The sequence below is a fragment of the Streptomyces sp. NPDC002476 genome, assembly GCF_042889785.1.
Taxonomy (GTDB): Bacteria; Actinomycetota; Actinomycetes; order Streptomycetales; family Streptomycetaceae; genus Streptomyces.
The window spans coordinates 18541-35133 of record NZ_JBIARH010000003.1 but is presented as its reverse complement, the minus strand read 5'-3'; the positions used below and the strand labels follow the sequence as shown (position 1 = coordinate 35133).

The following is a 16593-nucleotide window of genomic DNA, read 5'->3' as shown; positions in this document are numbered from 1 at the left end:
ACGGATTCGACGGGCCCGTCCACGGTCACGGGTCCATCGGCGTGCGCGGACGACCGGCGGCAGGCGGCAGGCGGCAGGCGGCAGGCGGCAGGCGGCAGGCGGCAGGCGAGTCGAACAGGCCGGCGTCGGCCGGACCCTTCGGCCGCGTGGACCGCCCCGCCGCCTATCGGCTGGGGACCTCGCTCCCGAACAGCATCCACGGCGACTGGTCGAACGACGCCACCCCGGACAACTGCGGCTGCAGCGCGGCGATCTCGTGCCGCACGGCGAGCGTGTCGGGCCAGCTGTCGAAGAACGTCGTCCCGTTGACGACGACCCTGTTCCAGTCGGTCGCGGCGGAGGCGCCCTCTCGGTCGACGACGAACCCGATGCAGAGGACCGATGCCCGCCCTATCGCCTCCCGGATGGCCCGCGCGGCGAGTTCCTGCTCGTCCCGCGTCAGCTGCCCGAGGCCGAATTCGAGCGCGACGACGCCGTCGCCCGTCTTCCTGATCCGTGCCGGAACGTCGGTCCCGCCGTCCGTCCAGAGCAGGAAGTCGACGCTGTCGATCCGTTGCAGACCGGCCAGCAGAACGAGTTGTTCCCGGGTCACCCACGACAGGGTGCCCCACGGGTCGGGCCCCGGCCCGACCAGCGTGACCCGCCTGGTGACGGGGTGGTTGAGCCGGAGTCCCGCCGCGTCGAGGTCACCGAGAAGCGACTCGGCGTCGGGGCGGCTCCAGCCAAGGTGGTACGAGTAGAAGAAACCATCACTCATCGACACATCACCCCATGAAACGGAATCAGGTGGAGCGTGCAGATCAAGGTGCGTGTGGCACACCGGACGGGCGCTCGTGGCGGCGCCATCCAGGGGGCTCACTGTTGGTCGGTACGAGCGTAATGAGCCACGCCCGCCCGGGCGTGGGCCCACGGACCCAGCCACGGGCCCCATTGGGAGAATGCGGTGGACAGAGGCTCCCGGATGCCAGATCGTGTACGCCGATGACACGCACCGATTCGCCTCCCGCTTGGGACGAGCGCACCCAGCTGGCCACCTTCCTCGACTACGCACGCGACACCGCGCGCGCCAAATGCGAGGGGATCTCGCCGGAGGACGCCCGCCGGGCCCCACTCCCCGGCTCTCCCCTGATGACCATCGCCGGGCTGATCAACCACCTCAGCTGGGTCGAGTACTACTGGTTCGAGGTGGCGTTCCTCGGCGGTGAGGACGAGGGGCCCTGGACGGAGGAGGACCCCGACCGCGAGATGCGCATCGCGGTGGACATGCCGCTCGCGGACGTGCTGTCGGCGTACGAGGCACGGACGGCCCGCTACCGCGAACTGGTCGCGTCCCACGACCTGGACACGCCCGCCAAGCGTCCGCGCGCGGACGGCAGACATCCCGACCTGCGCTGGATCGTTCTGCATCTGATCGAGGAGACAGCCCGGCACAACGGCCATCTCGACCTGATCCGGGAGATCGTCGACGGCACCACCGGCGTCTGAGCAACGGGCCGGGGCCCTGCCCGGGACCGGGACGGGGCCCTGCCCGGCACGCATGGGGCCCCGGCCCGGACACGTAAAACCCTGCCTGTCCGTCCGGCCCCTCGGGCCTGCCCCGGACGCATGGGTCCCGGCCCGGGTCGCCCCTGTCAGATCAGCGCCGCCCGGGGCGCGATGTGCTCGGCGATCTGGTGGGTGAAGCTGACCGGATGGCGGTCCGGGAGGACCTGGATCTCCCCGACGCCCAGACGCGCGTACGCCTCCGCGTCGGCGAGGAACCTGTCCGGCCTCTCCAGTACCGGCCCGTTGTACATCACGGTCTTCTCGATGGCGTCGTAGTCGCGGTCCTCCGCCGCGCAGTGCGCGCGCAGCACGCCGAGCTTGTGGGCAACCTCCTCCGGGCCGGTGGCGAACAGGTTGCAGGCGTCCGCGTACCGGGCGACCAGGCGCAGCGTCTTCCGCTCGCCTCCGCCGCCGATCATGATCGGCGGGCGTTCGCCGATCGGTTCGGGTACACACAGGGTCTCGGCGAGCTGGTAGTGACGGCCCCGGAACGGGCCATTGTCGTCGCTCCACATCTGCAGGCAGATGAGGATCGTCTCCTCCAGCCGTTCGAACCTTTCGGCGACCGGGACGACCGGCACGCCGAGCCCGTACTGCTCCCGCTCGTACCAGGAGGCCCCGATGCCGAGCCTGGCCCGGCCGCCGGACAGTACGTCGAGCGTGGTGACGATCTTGGCCAGCAGGCCGGGGTGCCGGTACATCACGCCCGTGACCATGAGGCCGAGCGTCATCCGTTCGCTGAGCGCCGCCGCGTAGCCGAGGGTGGTGTACCCCTCCAGCATCGGATCGTCGGCGACGGTCTGCCCGGTCTCCATCTGGAAGTAGTGGTCCATCACGGTGAACGAGGCGATGTCCGCCTGTTCGGCGACGCGTACGGACTCCGCGAGGGTCGGCGCGATGAGGGCGGGGTCGGCCGGGGTCGAGTAGTTCCAGTAGTGCAAGCCGAGCTTCATGTGCGGCCTCCGCGGGTCGGGGAGGGCGGCCGGGGCGGAAGCCGGACCGCGGGCCACCCGCACACCGGCCGACTGCTCCGGGTGCCCGATGGCCACGCTATGCGAGGCCGCGCGCCTTCTGCCGCCCGGCCGAAGCAAACGGGTCAGGGGCGTCGGCGGGGCGGCAGGCGCCTGCCGGTCCGAATGACTGTGCTCGGAGAACCCGTGCTCGGAGAACCCGGGCCCACAGCGCGTACGGGTCAGTCCCTGGCCCGGTGCCACGGCCGGTCGGGCCGGGTGGGGCGGGCGTCCGCGGACAGCCGCACGGCGTACACCGGCTGCTCGCCGGGAACGGGGCCGAGGTACTCGTGGCCGGTCATGTGGCACCAGGCGGGCAGGTCGAGCGGGGCGGCCGGGTCGGTGGCGATCACATGCACGACGGTGCCCGCCTCCGCACCGTCGATCGCCTTCCTCAGACGGAGCAGGAGCGTGACGCAGAGCAGTCCGGTGCCGTCGACGGTGAGACCCGCGGGCAGCGAGGGCCCCTGCCCGTACATGCCCGGATGCGAGACGTAGGTCCGCCGCCAGTGCTCGCGCCGGGCCTCGCCCAGCTCCTGCCCGTCGCCGCTCACGCTCCGCGCCCTCCTCTCGCTCCCCGGCCGGTGCCGTGGCCTCCACCGACCACCCTAGAACGCCCACATCCGCGCCGCTCCGGCCCCCCACCGGCCCTCGCCCCTCCGGTGCGGTCGGCGCTTCGAAGTCCACTTCCGGCTGATCGAAGCCGCTTGAGGGGCCACGGGGCTCTCTGCCGTGTCCCCTCGCGGAGCACGTACTCACGCGCTCCTTCCTGGTCAACGCGGCAGCACCACCCATGACTTGGTGCCACGATGCGGCGAGGGGGCGTCACAGGCGCCCCGCTCACCACCCCAGTCGTCCACGACGGCCTCCATCAGCCAGAGCGCCCGCCTGCGACGCGCCTCGCAGAGCGCGGCCATGTCCGGGTCGGCGTGGCGCGGATGTTGGTCCCACACGACGATGCGCAGCGCGTCGTCGCGGTGGCGGACGGATACGTAGACCTCCTTGTCCGGACTCATCCTGACCGCCACCGCGACCAGCTCGGACACCACATGCACGGTCGGCCAGACGTACGGGCCGAGCCCGTGCCCCGCCAAACCGGCGCCGACCGCCGTACGGCTGATGAAAGCGCTGCGGACGTCACCGGGAAGCGTGAAACCCATCGCGAGCGCCCGGCGGGAGCGCCCCTGGGAGTGCAGATACGGCCCCGGGGACTGCCGCGCGTCCGAACGACCACCGGACTGCGGAAACGGAGGCGGATACGGACTCGGGCCCGGCATTCCCGACTCGGCGGCAACCGGGCACAGACGGGTGAGCGGATACGTACGCATGGCGAACTCCTCGATCTGCATGGCGAGTTGATGGCTTCCCTCTTGGGCGTGGGCGCGCACGAGTGGCTCTCGCACTGCGGACGAGCAGTGGCCTGTCTCCCTGGCACGGACCTGCCCCTCCCAGGGCAGGAGGCTGCGGGCAGAACCGCGCGATGCACTTCCGACTCATCACTGCGTGAGCGGTGCGTCACCCAACGTAGCCCAGGAGTGGCACTCGTGTCATCGAATCAGAGGCAATTGCCTCCTGACTGTTGGACGAGGCGCCTTGCGCGACGGCAGACTGTGCCCACAGTCCGTGGAAGAGAGGGCACATGCCGAGCAGTTCCACTCCTACGGAGCGCCAGAAGCGACTTGGCGCCGAACTCCGCAAGATGCGCATCGCAGCCGAGGCGACCACTGTTTACGCGGCCGGATTGCTGGGAATCGACCGAACGAAAATCTCCAACATGGAGGTCGGCGTCCGCCCGATCACCCCCGCGCGCGTCCGCACGTTGGCCTGCAACTACGCCTGCCCGGACGCCGAATACGTCGAAGCGCTTGTAGAGATGGCCGAGCAGCGCGAACGTGGATGGTGGGAGCAGTACAGGGGCACGCTTCCGTCAGGTCTGCTGGATATCGCCGAGCTCGAATGGCACGCGGCTCGCATCCGCACAGCGCAGACCGTGCACCTCCCGGGCCTGCTCCACACCGACGGATACGCCCGCGCCGTATTCGGTGCGGTGCTACCCGAACTGTCGTGCCTGGAGATCGAGTTGCGGGTGACGCACCGGATGGAGAGGCAACAGGTACTCGACCGTGAATCACCAGTCCCCTACGTGGGATACGTCCACGAAGCCGCCTTGCACATGCAGTTCGGCGGCCGGGACGTCACGCGTGAGCAGCTGCTCCATCTCTGCCACATGTCTGAACGCGAGCATGTCGACGTACGTGTGATTCCGGTGGACCGAGGCGCGTTCCCCGGAGCCGGGCACGCCCTCCTCTACGCGCACGGCGCCGTACCCCACCTCGACACAGTCCAGCTCGACTCGGCTCACGGCCCTGATTTCATGCACGCGCCTGCACAGCTGGCCAAATATCGTGCGCACCTGGACTGGATGGAGGATGCCTCACTCCCCTCCGCCGAGTCCCGGGATTTCATTCACGCTATCGCTCGTCACATCTAGGGGATTTCAAGATGCCAGAGATCAGCTGGGAAGAAGCCTTCTGCGGCGAAGGAAACAACTGCTTCCGCCTGGGCACAGACGCAGAGGGAAATGGCTTCATCGCCATACGGGGCGAGGAGGAACACTTCCTCACCGACAGCCGCGAGGCGCTTCAGCAGATGATCCGCGACATCAAGGCCGGCAAAGCCGACCACCTGCTGTAACAGCAGGGGCCCGGCGCCGCGAGACGCGCTCGCGGTGCCGGGCCCCTGTGTGAGCTCGGGTGCGTCAGGAAGACGTACTGCGCGGGAAGGAGACCTCCACGCGACGGTTCTTCTTGCGGCCTTCCTCCGTGCTGTTGCTCGCGACGGGGTACTGCTCGCCGTACCCCCGGATGTCGAAGGCGACGGTCGGGCCCAGGTCCTTGACCAGCACCGACTGCACCGCGTTGGCGCGCTGCTTGGACAGCACGTCACCGTGGGCCGCCGAACCGAGATTGTCGGTGAAGCCGAACACCCGCACCTTCGTGGCGTTCTGCTTCTTGATCTCGGCCGCGATGGCCGCGATACGGGAATGGGCGGCGGGGCTCAGCTTCGCGCTGTCCTTGCCGAAGAGGACCTCGGCCTGGAGCGCGAACTTGACGTTCGCGTTGCTGTCCTCGCGACGCTCCTCGCCGCCCTCGTCCTCGATCACCTGGACTATGTCGAGGACCTTCGCGGGTGCGAGCGTGCCGCCCTCGGGCATCTTCAGATCGGGATCGTTGGCGTCCACCTGCACGGGCGGGACGGAGTTGGCCTCCATGCCCGGCGGCACTGTGGGGACATCATCGGCAACCGCGTTCGATGCCCCCAAGACCATGGAACTCGCCGCGAGCAGAGCGACCGCGACGACATGGCCCGCGAGCCGCGTTGGCCTGCGGCGGGTCAAGGTGTGGGTCATGTCGGCCATCACCCAGAGATCTTCAGCGAGGTGGTGGCGAAGGTCGGCAGAGTGAAGTCGACCTCGGTGGTGGTGGCGGGAGGTGCCGGGAACTGCATGAACACCGAGGTCGACTTGCCAACTTGGAGCGGCACGAGGTTCGTCGTGCACAAGCAGCGGTTCTCGGTGTCGCGAAGAACGTAGTAGCGCTTCTTCCCGACCTTGTCGATCAGCGCGGCGCCTGCGACGGAGTTCGGATTCTTCTGCACGATCAGACTCTCGGAACCGGCCCACCCCGCTACGGGCCGGGCTTCGTCGCTCTCGTTCTTGATCTCGCCCTGCACCGTGACGAAGCCGCCGGAGTCGCGCTTGACCTGGTGAACGATGAGCGTGACCCCGTTCTGCCCCCTGACCTCAGCGAGCTTCACATTCGGGTCCACGTTCTCGCCGGCAGCGGTGTCCTCCTGCTTGGCGCCCTTCTCCTCGTCAGAGGAGTCGGAGGACGTGGACGGCACGGCGGAGGACGGTGAACCGTTACTCTCCGACTTTCCGCCGTCATCTGTACCGCAACCGGCCACAGTGAGAGTCAGGGCCGCCGTCAGCGAGACGGCCGCCACGACTCTTCGGGACCTGGTGGAGCACCGAATGCTCATGGATTCTGATTCCTTTACTCGTCGTTCGCTGTCAGTCGTCGACCAGACGCACGTCAAAGAGGATCTTGCTCACCCGGTCCCACGGGGGCGGACTGCTCGGCCGGATCTCCAGGAAGTCCCCTCCCTTGCAGGAGAAGAAATAGATGTCCTGGACGCCGTCGTCGTTGAAGTCCACAGAATCCCAATCGGGGCAACGCCACTCGATCACGGCCGTTGCCGTGCGCTCCGCCCGATTCCTCTCGGAACCAGGAAGCACCGGTGAGTCGACCGAACCTCGGCCTGTGACCTTGACCTCGATCCGATCTCGATAGCCGCCAGGCATCGCATGGCATCTGTCAAGTTTCGCATCATTCTCAGATGCGAACCCGCTCGCGGCGGGGCAGCCGAGTACTGGGTGACCCTGGAGAAACGCGTCCAGCATCTTTCCGGGGAGCGAAGCGAGGAAAGGCCCCTCAAACTGCTTACGGGACTCGGATGCGGCGGCCAGCGCTGCTGAGTCCGCCGCACCCTGAGCCCCGTTGCGCAATGCCGCAGCCTTACCGACAGCGAAGAACGCAAACGCGAGCAAGAGCAGGAATGCCACCATCATCATGTAGATGGGGAAAACCTGCCCTGCATCGCGGCCTTGGCGACCAATCATCAGGCGGCGGTGATGGAATCCACCAAGCCCTTGATGCGCTCCGAGATCGCGCTGCCGATGCCCGTGGCGACGATCGCACCGATGATCGCCACGACCACCAGGATGATGCCCAGGTACTCGAACGCCGTCTGACCGCGGTCCTTGGCCTCGTAGCGCTTCTGGATGGCGCTGACCGCCGTGTTGGCCCAACCGTTGACGCGAACGGCGGTCTTCAGGGTGATGTTCGACATGGTGTTCCCCTCCGGATTCGGCCGACCGGTGGACGGCCGACTCGCACGTTTCGTGGGTGTCGCCCGCGGATCCGGCTTCCTCCTGGCCGGAGCCGCCGGCGACGTGAGAAACATACGGTGGCTCACCCAGTCCGCCGGAGGGTCCCAGGGCCCATTCCCGGGCCCAAAGCGTCAGTTGGGTCTCGGCCGGTGCGCACTGGGCCCCACGCCCCGCACGTACGCCGGCGATCCGGTTGCCGTTCGCGCTCGCACGATCAGCCACGGCGACCACCGGACCCACGCGCCCCGGGCACCGTCGCGGGAGCCGTGCCGAGCCAGCGGGCGATGGCCTCGCTGCGGCTTGCGCTGTGCAACTTGGTGAAGATGCGGTTGATGTGGTTCTTGACCGTCTTCTCGCTGATGAAGCAGGTGGCGGCGATCTGCTGATTGCTCATGCCGGACGCGATCAGCTCCATGACCTCCACCTCCCGTGAACTCAGCCCGTACTGCTGTCTGTTGAGGGGTGCGTTCGATCCCCCGGCCATGGAAGACTGTGCCACAATCGGTTGCAGATGCGAAAGACCCTGCGGCGATCGAGCTTCTCGCGTCGCAGGTGGGGCGGCTTCGGGCTCGGGGACGTATGCAGGCGCATCGTGGTGCCCGGCGAGGCCCGGGCCGTGGCCGTCGGCGCCCATGTTCTGGTACGGAACGGCCGTGGTCAGGGCCGTGCCGAGCCCCTCCGGAAGGGGCCGTCCCTGCGGGACCGGGCCCTGACGCATGTGGGCGAGGAGGGCGTTGGCTGCGGTGGCGGTGAAATGGGCGCGACCGTTCTTCGTGTCGCGTACGGCCTGCACCAGTTGGTCGGCGGTGAATTCGCCGTGGACCAGATAGCCGCTCGCGCCCAGACGCAGCGCCTCGTGGACTATTTCGTTCTCGCGGCTGTAGGTCAGCATCATGACCGGTGCCACCTGCACGAGGTGCGGCAGCGCGGATATGCCGTCGACGCCGGGCATCCGGACGTCGAGCAGGATGACGTCCGGGCGGTGCCGGACAGCCATGTCGTAGGCCTGCCGTCCGTCCACGGCCTCGGCTACGACGTCGATGTCGTCCCGGCCGGACAGCAGGACGCCCAGGCCGGCCCGGACGACGGGGTTGTCGTCCGCGACGACGACCCGCAGGGCGCCGACGGCCGGTGGGGCCGGCGGCGCGGGGAAGGGGGGCAGGGACTCGGATGCCGCGGACTGCTGGGTGACGGGTACGGGGACCGGGAACGCTTGGGCACCGGTCTTTGAGGTGAGCGGGGTGACGTGCGAGGACATGTGCTGGGAGGCGTGGTTCCGCGCCGTCCAGTCCTGGTCCGACGCGCGGGAGACGTCGTCCGGCATCTGCGACCTCCTCTCAGGGTTCTATGGGGGGTGAGGGTGGATTTCGATCGGTTGGGTCCGGCCGCTGTTCGGGTTCAGTGGCCTGTCGAAGGCCGGTCATCCGGGTTGCTTCGTCTCTGTCGTGGTGCTGAGAGCGGCGATCGGAAGTTCCAGGCGGACCTCGGTGCCCTTGGCCGCCTGGCCCTTTCCGATGCGTATGCGGGCACCGATGGTCGCGGCCCGTTCGACCATGCCGACGAGGCCGAAGTGTCCGGCGTGCCGCAGGTCGTCGAGGGTGATGCCCGCGGGCAGGCCGCAGCCGTCGTCGTACACGCTGACGCGCAGGACGTCGCCCTCCACGCCCGCGAGCACGACGAGGTAGGTGGGACAGGCGTGGCGGTGGGCGTTCTCCATCGCCTCGGAGGCGACGGTGAGCAGCTGGCGCGCGACCGCCTGGGGGACCTTCGGCACCGGGACGTCGTTGTACAGGCGGAAGGTGGCCTTGAGGTCGTGACGGCGGCTGAAGTCCTCCGTCCGGGCCTGGAGCTCGCGTACGACGTCCACGCCTCCGTCGAGTCCGGACTCGCGGCGCAGGTCGGAGAGGAGCTCCCGGGATTCGGCGGCGGCGCGCCGGGCGGCGCGGGCGACCAGTTCGGCCTGGTGCTTGATGGTGGACGAGTCCATACGGTCGGACGAACCGGCCAGACCGTCGGCGGCCAGAGCCAGGCCGTGCAGGGTCTTGGCGACCGAGTCGTGCATCTCGCGGGCGAGGCGCGTGCGTTCGCTCTCCACGGCCTCGCTCACCGCGAGGCGGGCACGGGTCTCGGTCAGGGCCTGGCTGGCCGTTCCGAAACGGAGAAGCAGATTGCGCAGGGTGACACCGAGTGCGCCCGCGATGACGCAGAAGCCCGGCAGGAGGACCGCCGTGGCGTCGACGGAGTACAGCTTCGGACCGGTGGCGTACACACCCAGAACGATGACGGCCTGGAGAACGGCGAAGACCGCCGCACCCCGCCAGCCGGAGACGAGACCGGCCAGCAGCGGGGTGCACACGGTGACATAGGCGAGTGTGGATTCGGGCGTGGCCGTGACCAGCAGCAGGGCCCCGAAGAAGGCGTCGATGCCGAGCAGCCAGGGGTGGCGCAGCAGCACGGGGCCGAAGCGCTCCCAGTCGCGGAACAGGACGTAGCTGCCCATGAACGTGACGAGGACGGCCGAGCCGATCAGCCAGATGGGCGCACCCGGGGCGGTATGGGCGATCGCGAACGGCGTGGCCATGGCGATCATCGCGAGCCGGAAACCGAAGACCTGCCGACACATCGCCTGGAGCGCGTTGAGCTGGATCGCGAACGCCGGGCGCGAACCCGGGTCGGCTATCGCCCGGCGCACCTCGGCGTCCAGTCCGGTCTGGGTTCCACCGAGTGGAAAAGACATGAGCCTGTCACCTCCCCTGCCCCGTCCTGCCCGCCGGACTCGCCGGCCTCGCCGTTCACGTCATCCGCCCGTGAGGAAGCCGAAGTCGACGTTGGCTCCGTAGACGAAGCCCACCGTCAGCAGCACCAGCGTTCCGGGGAGCAGGAAGGTCGTGACCGCGAAGGTCGCCTTGGGGACTGCCCTGGCGGCCTTGCGGCGCGCGTTCTGGGCGTCGGTACGCCGCATGTCGTTGGCGATCTGGATCAGCGTCTCGACGATCGGGGCACCGAGCTCCTCGCCCTGCTGGAGCGTCGTCACGAACATGGCGACCTGCTCCGAGTCGTTGCGCTTGCGGAGCTGGTCGAAGGCCTCGCGGCGGCTGACGCCCATGTCCATCTGACGCAGGGTGATGCTGAGCTCGTCGGCCCAGGGGCCCTCGTACTTCTCGGCGACGCGGGCCAGGGCCTGGCGGAAGCCGAGGCCGGCCGAGACCACGACGGCCAGCACGTCGAGGAAGTCGGGGAGGGTGCGGTCGATGTGGTCACGGCGTACGCGCACCGCGGACCAGATGCCGACCTCGACCCAGAACAGGCCGAACGCGATCAGCACCAGGGCCAGGAAGAGCTGGCCGCGCATGAGCATGGTGAGGGCGCCGAACGCGCCGAGGCCGCCGTAGACGGCGCGGCGGGCGGCGTAGCGGTCGATGGTCAGACCGCCCGGATTGCCCGCGAGGTCGATCTGGCGGCGCTTCTTGTTGACGGCCTTGGGGCCCATCATCCGCAGCACCGCGGGCGCCCAGCGCATGCCGAGCCGGTCGATGCCGGAGCCGACGGCGCTGGTGCGGGTGGCGCCGACCTCCAGGGCGACCGCGAGGTCGCCGGGGAGCTTCGCGTCGCGCCGGTACATACGGATACCGGCGGTGATTCCGTAGACCGCGAGGCCCATCAGGCCGGCGAGCAACAGGGCCATGTTTCCCCCGCCCATCAGACGTCGATCCGGGACATGCGGCGGATCACGATGAATCCGATCGTGTAGAGGGCGATGGAGATGACCACCGCGACCTGGCCGATGAAGGCGCCGGTCATGCGGTCGAGCGCGCCGGGCATCACCGCGTTCATCAGGAGCATGGCGCCGAGGCCGAATATCGGGACGGCGTAGGCGGTGACGGTCACCTGCGACAGCTGGGTCTTGACCTCGCGCCGGGTCTCCTTGCGCTCCTCCAGCGTCTCCGTGAGGTTGCGCAGGGAGCTGACGACCGTACCGCCGGCCCGGTTGGACAGGACGAGGGTGGTGACGAGGACGACGAGTTCGCGGGAGGGCAGCCGGTCGGTCATCTCGCTCAGCGCGTCCTCGAGGGGTTCACCGACGGCGAGACGCCGGGCGACCCTGGCCAGTTCCTCGCCCGCCGGGTTCTCCATCTCGTCGGCGGCCATGCCGATGGATGTGCGCAGGGCGAGGCCGGCCTGGGTGGCGTTGGCCAGGATGCGGGCGAGTTCGGGCAGTTGGTTGATGAAGCGTTCGGTGCGCTTGGTCCGCTGCCAGTTCAGGAAGGCGTTGGTGCCCCAGAGGCCGATCAGGGCGGCGACCGGGCCGAAGAAGCTGGCGAGCATGGACGAGGCGATCATCCACAGCCCGGCCATGGCGAGGATCGCGTAGACGAAGAACTCGCCGGGGGTGATCTCCAGGCCGGTGGTGGCCAGCTTCAGTTCGAGCTTCTCGCCGAGGGCGGTCTTGCGCAGCCTCCTGTCGATGGCCCGGAAGCGGCGGGCGCGCCCGCCCTCCGTGACCGGGCCGGTGCGCGAGAGCCGGTCCACCAGGGCGTCGCTATCGGCCTTGCCGCCGGAGTAGGCGTGCAGACCGGCGACGCCGGTGACGCCGGCCAGCAGGGTGACGCCGATCGTGAGAAGAGGGAGATTGGTCATGGCTCGGTACCTAGTTGGCCTCTCGGGTGGCGAGCTGTTCGGCGGAATCGGCGACCCCGAAGGCCTGCGGGATGGGCTGGCTGGCCATGTAGAGGCGCTGGGCGATCCTGCGCGGGATCGGGAGGTACTGGAACTCGCCGTTGATCCGCCCCTCGGAGTCCATCGGCCGGGCGTCGAAACGGGCGACGGAGACGATGCGGTACGGGTCGCGGCCGTGCGAGTCCAGGACGGCGATCTCGGTGATCTTTCGGGAACCGTCGGCGTGCCGGGTGAGCTGGACGATGACGTCGACGGCGCTGTTGATCTGGTCGTGCAGCGCCTCGAACGGGACGTCGATCTCGGACATCGACGCCAGGGTCTGCAGACGCATCAGCGCGTCCTCGGCGTTGTTGGCGTGGACGGTGGCGAGCGAACCGTCGTGACCGGTCGACATGGCCTGGAGCATGTCGAGCGACTCGCCGCCTCGGACCTCACCGACGACGATGCGGTCGGGGCGCATACGCAGGGAGTTGCGGACCAGGTCGCGGATGCTGATCTGGCCCTTGCCCTCGACGTTGGCCGGGCGGGACTCCAGCCGGATCACATGGTTCTGCTGGAGCTGGAGTTCGGCGGAGTCCTCGATGGTGACGATGCGCTCGCTGTTCGGGATGAGTCCGGAGAGCGCGTTGAGCAGGGTCGTCTTTCCGGTGCCGGTGGCGCCGGAGACGATGACGTTGAGCTTGGCCTGGACGAAGCCGGACAGCAGGATCAGCATCTGCTCGTCGAGCGAGCCGATGCTGATCATCTCCTGGAGCGTGAAGGCCCTGGGGAACCGTCGGATGGTGAGCGTCGCGCCGGTCAGCGACAGCGGCGGGATGATCACGTTGACACGCTCACCACTGGGCAGACGCGCGTCAACCATCGGGTTCGACTCGTCGACACGGCGGTTGACGGTCGACACGATGCGCTCGATGGTCTGCATCAGCTGCTCGTGCGAGCTGAAGCGCATCGGAAGCTGTTCGACCCTGCCGCTGCGTTCGACGAAGATCTGGTCCGGCCCGTTCACCATGATCTCGGTGATGGAGGCGTCTTCCAGGAGCGGTTCCAGGATGCCGAGGCCGAGTGCCTCGTCGACGACCCGGCGGATCAGCTGGGTGCGTTCGACGGTCGAGAGGACCGGACCTTCGCGGCTGATGATGTGGCTGAGGACGCGCTCCAGCCTCGCCCGCCGGTCTGCGGCGGCGAGCGAGGACATCTCGGCCAGGTCGATCTCTTCGAGCAGCTTGGCACGGTAGGCCGCCACCATGTGGCTGTCCTCCCGCCCCCCGCCGTTCTTCTCGGGGGCGTTCATGCGTGCCCGCAGGCTCATTGCGTCACTCCTCTTCCGACTTGCTTGTTGAACCGCCTACGGGACGGCCGTGCCGTACGGCCCGGGGTCAGGTGCGGGGCATCGTGGAGCTGCGTTCGGCCGTGCCCCAGATGTTGACGCCGGGGATGATGTCGGGCACTTCGACCCTGACCGTGCAGGTGACCTCGTCGAAGGAGGAGCCGCCTGGGCGGAATTTGGCCCGCTTGGCGGTCCAGCCGCTCATCGCGTCCCTGGCCGCTCCCTTGTCGCAACCGCCCATGGACATGCTGGCCGCGCGGGCCCCCGCACGGGCCCCGGTGCCCGCCTGGTTGGCGGCGTACGCGGCGATGCCGGTCTGGATCGCGAGAAGGCCGACCAGGAGCAGCAGGGGCAGGAAGCCCAGGTACTCGATGGCGACCTGTCCGCGGTCGCGGCGGGTGGCATCAGTGGTGTTCGGGGCCGTACGGCCGGGTGTGCGCGCGCTCATCGCTCAGCCCTCCATCGGGTAGGCGCCGCGGCCTGTGACGGTGAACGGCCAGTTGAGCACTCCGGGCGCCAGCACCGGGACCTTGAGCCTGACCTGGGCCGTGTACATGCCCGACGAGTTGCGCCTGCACGTCGTCCTCATCGTCTCCTCCCAGGCATCCGGGAGGTCCTCCTTGGCCGCCTCCTGGCATTCCAGCGTCCGGATCCCCTCCGTGATGGCTCCCTGGTGCGCGGCCTGGTCGGCGGCGTTGCCGGCGAGGGAGAAGGTGTAGCCGATCAGGGCGCACTGCCAGAGCGCGATGCCGAGCAGGATGATCAGCGGGGTCATGCCCAGGCCCTCGATCGCGGTCTGGCCCCGGTCGCGCTCGCGCCCGGACATCCGCTCACGCAGCCGCGGCCGCCCGTGCACCCGCTCGCGTCCGTTCAGCCCGTGGCGCGACCGGCCGCGCACCCGGGAAACCCCGTGGGCGCCCGGCCGGGAAGGATCAGCGCAATGCCTTCCCGGTATCCCCGTGTCTGTCGTCTCGGTGAGTGCCATCGGTCAACTTGCCCCCTTGGTCGTCGCCCGGTTCCGGGAGTCGCCGTCGCGTCGGCCGCCGCGGGGGCGGCCGATCGAGCCCCGGTCGTTCTTGAACTTCGCGCCGCTCCTCGCGCCGTTCTTCTCCGGCTTCTCAGGAACCTTGACGATGCCGAGCTCGCCCGCAAGGGCCCAGAGGGCCTGTTTGACCGTGCTCTTGGAGTCGAGTTCGTGGAGCCGGCCGGCGTCGACGACGGCCTGGAGTTCCTTGAAGTTGGCGGGAACGGCCGTCTCGGCCATCCGCGTTCCGGTGATCTTCTCGACGAGGGGCGGCTGGATCTCGGTGTTGCGGGTGAAGCGGTTGACGAGGGTGACCGTCTCCTCCGCCTTGCGGATCTGGAGCCGGTCCCACATCCGTACGAGGCGCTTGGCACCGCGCACCGCGATGACGTCCGGGGTGGTGACCAGCAGGGCCGTGTCGGCCATCTCGATGGCCGCCGCGTTCGCGCCCTGCAGCTGGCTGCCGCAGTCGATCACCACAACCTCGTAGCGCGTGCGCAGCGCGCTCACGATCTGCCGGGCCGAGCGGTCGCTGACCTCCTCGGCGCTCTCGCCCTCGCCCGGTGCCAGGAGCAGGGACAGCCCGGTGCCATGGGTGAAGACGACGTCGGACAGGACGCGCGGCGTGATGTCGGTGATCGTGGAGAGGTCGACGACGGACCGCCGGAACTGCACGTCGAGGTACGAGCCGACGTCGCCCGCCTGGAGGTCCATGTCGACCAGGGCGACATTGCGCCCGGACGCCTGGGCCGCCAGGGCGAGTTGTACCGCGGTGACGGTGGTCCCGACACCGCCCTTGGCGCCGCTGACCGTGACGACGGCGCCGCCGGGGCCGGTGAAGACCTCGGCGCCGGTGCTCAGGTGGCGGCGGACGCCCGCGGACCACTGGGCCGCGGACTGGACGCGGTTGACGAGTTCCTCGTAGCTCAGGGGCAGGGTGACGACGCCTCGCGCACCCGATTCCATCGCGGACGAGAACAGGCCGGGGGTGACGTCGGCGGTGATCAGCACGACCCCGATCGCGGGGAAGCGCAGCGAGACCTCCCGGATCAGTTCCAGTGCCGGCACCGGACCGATCCGCTCGTGGACCAGCACGACCTCGGGCAGCTCGTCGAGCGACTCGCCGGCCAGCCGGGCGAGGGTGTCGATGAGCTGCGTCGAGTCGCCGACCGGGGCGGCCGGTTCGGCGTCGGGGAGCTGGCTGAGCAGGGTGGTGACGGATCTGGCCGCGTCGACGTCACCGACGGCCGGGAGGATCCTCGTGGTCATCCGATCCTCACTTGTCCTTGTCGAGCGTGTAGGTGCGGTCACCCGGACGGATGGTGCTGTCGCTTCCGGAGGCCAGGAGCGCGAGGCGTACGTGCTGCGCGAAGGACTCGGCGTAGGCGATGCGCTGGGTGTCGAGCGTGTTCAGGGCGAAGGTGATCGGGACGGCCTCGGTGCCCATGTTGGACTTGCCGTCGCGGCTCGGCTCCAGGGCCGTCAGCTTGCCGACGTCCAGCACCTTGGCGTTGGAGACGATGACCTTCGACTGGGAGGGGTCCCCGTCGCGCTCACCGGCGAACGTGGCGTAGATGTTGACGGTGGCACCGGGCGTGATCTTGCCGGCGACGCCGGTCGCGGCGTCGATCATGATGGCGATCTCCTGCTCCCCGGGCTGGAGTTCGGGGCGCTTCTGCATCATGTCGGACTGGAGCAGGGAGCCCTTGCGCAGCTGGGTGACGGCGATCTTGCCGTTCACCTCGGAGAGGTCGGTCACGGCGTTCGTGGAGAGCCAGCGCTTGGGCATCGAGATCTTCTCGAACTGCCCGGACGACAGGGCGGTATAGGGGGCGACGTCGGACTTGAGCTGGTAGGCCGAAACCTCTGGGCCCACCTTGGAGTTGACGTCGCTGATCACCGAGAGCACGCCGGCGAAGGCGCCGAAGGCGCACAGAACCGACAGGAGCAGGAGTATCACGCCGCGGCGCTGGCGGGAGTTCATGGGCCGGACAACCTCGTTCGATTCGGATGCGTGGGGCAGCGGACAGGAGGGCGTCCACGGAGGAAAGCGGAAGCG

General features: G+C 68.9%; 20 protein-coding genes. 3 read left to right on the top strand and 17 right to left on the bottom strand.

Going from position 1 to position 16593, the window contains the following annotated elements:
* Positions 1-163: 163 nt before the first annotated feature.
* A complete protein-coding gene (locus ACFYXM_RS04050) occupies positions 164-757 on the bottom strand; it encodes a hypothetical protein (RefSeq protein WP_389286640.1) in 594 nt (197 codons plus the stop codon).
* A 224-nt stretch (positions 758-981) separates the two neighbouring features.
* On the opposite strand from ACFYXM_RS04050, the gene ACFYXM_RS04045 reads away from it, so the two are divergent.
* The gene (locus tag ACFYXM_RS04045; RefSeq protein WP_362020324.1) at positions 982-1485 is read left to right on the top strand and encodes a DinB family protein; all 504 of its coding nucleotides are present in this window, start codon (positions 982-984) and stop codon (positions 1483-1485) included.
* A 146-nt stretch (positions 1486-1631) separates the two neighbouring features.
* Here ACFYXM_RS04045 and ACFYXM_RS04040 read toward each other — a convergent pair whose 3' ends face one another.
* The 3 genes from ACFYXM_RS04040 to ACFYXM_RS04030 all read right to left on the bottom strand — a co-directional run bounded on the left by ACFYXM_RS04040 (position 1632) and on the right by ACFYXM_RS04030 (position 3904).
* Positions 1632-2498, bottom strand: coding sequence for an LLM class F420-dependent oxidoreductase (locus ACFYXM_RS04040; protein ID WP_389286638.1), 867 nt, complete (start codon positions 2496-2498; stop codon positions 1632-1634).
* A gap of 239 nt (positions 2499-2737) precedes the next feature.
* Entirely contained in the window at positions 2738-3034 is a 297-nt protein-coding gene (locus ACFYXM_RS04035) for a sulfurtransferase TusA family protein (protein WP_389287163.1), read from the bottom strand.
* 294 nt (positions 3035-3328) lie between these two features.
* Positions 3329-3904, bottom strand: a complete 576-nt coding sequence (locus tag ACFYXM_RS04030) for an ATP-binding protein (RefSeq protein WP_389286636.1) — start codon at positions 3902-3904, stop codon at positions 3329-3331.
* 290 nt (positions 3905-4194) lie between these two features.
* On the opposite strand from ACFYXM_RS04030, the gene ACFYXM_RS04025 reads away from it, so the two are divergent.
* A complete protein-coding gene (locus ACFYXM_RS04025) occupies positions 4195-5046 on the top strand; it encodes a helix-turn-helix domain-containing protein (protein WP_389286634.1) in 852 nt (283 codons plus the stop codon).
* Between the two features lie 11 nt (positions 5047-5057).
* Complete coding sequence (locus ACFYXM_RS04020) at positions 5058-5249, top strand: hypothetical protein (RefSeq protein WP_351517469.1); 192 nt, start codon at positions 5058-5060, stop codon at positions 5247-5249.
* Between the two features lie 64 nt (positions 5250-5313).
* On the opposite strand, the gene ACFYXM_RS04015 is transcribed toward ACFYXM_RS04020, so the two are convergent.
* The 13 genes from ACFYXM_RS04015 to cpaB form a co-directional block, all read right to left on the bottom strand.
* Entirely contained in the window at positions 5314-5964 is a 651-nt protein-coding gene (locus ACFYXM_RS04015) for an OmpA family protein (protein ID WP_389286632.1), read from the bottom strand.
* An 8-nt stretch (positions 5965-5972) separates the two neighbouring features.
* Positions 5973-6458 carry a hypothetical protein gene (locus tag ACFYXM_RS04010; RefSeq protein WP_389286630.1) on the bottom strand — a complete coding sequence of 162 codons (486 nt, stop codon included), beginning with the start codon at positions 6456-6458 and terminating at the stop codon, positions 5973-5975.
* A 169-nt stretch (positions 6459-6627) separates the two neighbouring features.
* Positions 6628-7236, bottom strand: a complete 609-nt coding sequence (locus ACFYXM_RS04005; protein WP_389286628.1) for a pilus assembly protein TadG-related protein — start codon at positions 7234-7236, stop codon at positions 6628-6630.
* Complete coding sequence (locus tag ACFYXM_RS04000; protein ID WP_389286626.1) at positions 7236-7466, bottom strand: hypothetical protein; 231 nt, start codon at positions 7464-7466, stop codon at positions 7236-7238. Before ACFYXM_RS04000 ends, ACFYXM_RS04005 begins: the two co-directional genes overlap by 1 nt.
* 254 nt (positions 7467-7720) lie before the next feature.
* Complete coding sequence (locus ACFYXM_RS03995; RefSeq protein ID WP_389286624.1) at positions 7721-8830, bottom strand: response regulator; 1110 nt, start codon at positions 8828-8830, stop codon at positions 7721-7723.
* A gap of 96 nt (positions 8831-8926) precedes the next feature.
* Positions 8927-10243 carry a sensor histidine kinase gene (locus ACFYXM_RS03990; protein WP_389286623.1) on the bottom strand — a complete coding sequence of 439 codons (1317 nt, stop codon included), beginning with the start codon at positions 10241-10243 and terminating at the stop codon, positions 8927-8929.
* Between the two features lie 60 nt (positions 10244-10303).
* The gene (locus ACFYXM_RS03985; protein ID WP_389287161.1) at positions 10304-11191 is read right to left on the bottom strand and encodes a DUF5936 domain-containing protein; all 888 of its coding nucleotides are present in this window, start codon (positions 11189-11191) and stop codon (positions 10304-10306) included.
* A 14-nt stretch (positions 11192-11205) separates the two neighbouring features.
* Complete coding sequence (locus tag ACFYXM_RS03980; RefSeq protein WP_389286621.1) at positions 11206-12144, bottom strand: type II secretion system F family protein; 939 nt, start codon at positions 12142-12144, stop codon at positions 11206-11208.
* 10 nt (positions 12145-12154) lie between these two features.
* Positions 12155-13492: a CpaF family protein gene (locus tag ACFYXM_RS03975; protein WP_389286619.1), complete on the bottom strand. Its 1338-nt coding sequence runs from the start codon at positions 13490-13492 to the stop codon at positions 12155-12157.
* A 67-nt stretch (positions 13493-13559) separates the two neighbouring features.
* Positions 13560-13958, bottom strand: a complete 399-nt coding sequence (locus ACFYXM_RS03970; RefSeq protein ID WP_389286617.1) for a TadE/TadG family type IV pilus assembly protein — start codon at positions 13956-13958, stop codon at positions 13560-13562.
* A 3-nt stretch (positions 13959-13961) separates the two neighbouring features.
* On the bottom strand, positions 13962-14366 hold the full coding sequence (locus tag ACFYXM_RS03965; RefSeq protein ID WP_389286615.1) for a TadE/TadG family type IV pilus assembly protein: 405 nt from the start codon (positions 14364-14366) through the stop codon (positions 13962-13964).
* Positions 14367-14498: 132 nt separating this feature from the next.
* Positions 14499-15803 carry a CpaE family protein gene (locus ACFYXM_RS03960; protein ID WP_389286613.1) on the bottom strand — a complete coding sequence of 435 codons (1305 nt, stop codon included), beginning with the start codon at positions 15801-15803 and terminating at the stop codon, positions 14499-14501.
* Positions 15804-15810: 7 nt separating this feature from the next.
* Positions 15811-16518, bottom strand: coding sequence for a Flp pilus assembly protein CpaB (gene cpaB / locus ACFYXM_RS03955; protein ID WP_073781699.1), 708 nt, complete (start codon positions 16516-16518; stop codon positions 15811-15813).
* Between the last annotated feature and the right edge of the window lie 75 nt (positions 16519-16593).

Coding starts and splice junctions, on each gene's coding strand:
- ACFYXM_RS04050 (WP_389286640.1), bottom strand. CDS start 757: ATGAGTGATGGTTTCTTCTACTCGTACCACCTTGGCTGGAGCCGCCCC.
- ACFYXM_RS04045 (WP_362020324.1), top strand. CDS start 982: ATGACACGCACCGATTCGCCTCCCGCTTGGGACGAGCGCACCCAGCTG.
- ACFYXM_RS04040 (WP_389286638.1), bottom strand. CDS start 2,498: ATGAAGCTCGGCTTGCACTACTGGAACTACTCGACCCCGGCCGACCCC.
- ACFYXM_RS04035 (WP_389287163.1), bottom strand. CDS start 3,034: ATGTACGGGCAGGGGCCCTCGCTGCCCGCGGGTCTCACCGTCGACGGC.
- ACFYXM_RS04030 (WP_389286636.1), bottom strand. CDS start 3,904: ATGCAGATCGAGGAGTTCGCCATGCGTACGTATCCGCTCACCCGTCTG.
- ACFYXM_RS04025 (WP_389286634.1), top strand. CDS start 4,195: ATGCCGAGCAGTTCCACTCCTACGGAGCGCCAGAAGCGACTTGGCGCC.
- ACFYXM_RS04020 (WP_351517469.1), top strand. CDS start 5,058: ATGCCAGAGATCAGCTGGGAAGAAGCCTTCTGCGGCGAAGGAAACAAC.
- ACFYXM_RS04015 (WP_389286632.1), bottom strand. CDS start 5,964: ATGACCCACACCTTGACCCGCCGCAGGCCAACGCGGCTCGCGGGCCAT.
- ACFYXM_RS04005 (WP_389286628.1), bottom strand. CDS start 7,236: ATGATTGGTCGCCAAGGCCGCGATGCAGGGCAGGTTTTCCCCATCTAC.
- ACFYXM_RS04000 (WP_389286626.1), bottom strand. CDS start 7,466: ATGTCGAACATCACCCTGAAGACCGCCGTTCGCGTCAACGGTTGGGCC.
- ACFYXM_RS03995 (WP_389286624.1), bottom strand. CDS start 8,830: ATGCCGGACGACGTCTCCCGCGCGTCGGACCAGGACTGGACGGCGCGG.
- ACFYXM_RS03990 (WP_389286623.1), bottom strand. CDS start 10,243: ATGTCTTTTCCACTCGGTGGAACCCAGACCGGACTGGACGCCGAGGTG.
- ACFYXM_RS03985 (WP_389287161.1), bottom strand. CDS start 11,191: ATGGCCCTGTTGCTCGCCGGCCTGATGGGCCTCGCGGTCTACGGAATC.
- ACFYXM_RS03980 (WP_389286621.1), bottom strand. CDS start 12,144: ATGACCAATCTCCCTCTTCTCACGATCGGCGTCACCCTGCTGGCCGGC.
- ACFYXM_RS03975 (WP_389286619.1), bottom strand. CDS start 13,492: ATGAGCCTGCGGGCACGCATGAACGCCCCCGAGAAGAACGGCGGGGGG.
- ACFYXM_RS03970 (WP_389286617.1), bottom strand. CDS start 13,958: ATGAGCGCGCGCACACCCGGCCGTACGGCCCCGAACACCACTGATGCC.
- ACFYXM_RS03960 (WP_389286613.1), bottom strand. CDS start 15,803: ATGACCACGAGGATCCTCCCGGCCGTCGGTGACGTCGACGCGGCCAGA.
- cpaB (WP_073781699.1), bottom strand. CDS start 16,518: ATGAACTCCCGCCAGCGCCGCGGCGTGATACTCCTGCTCCTGTCGGTT.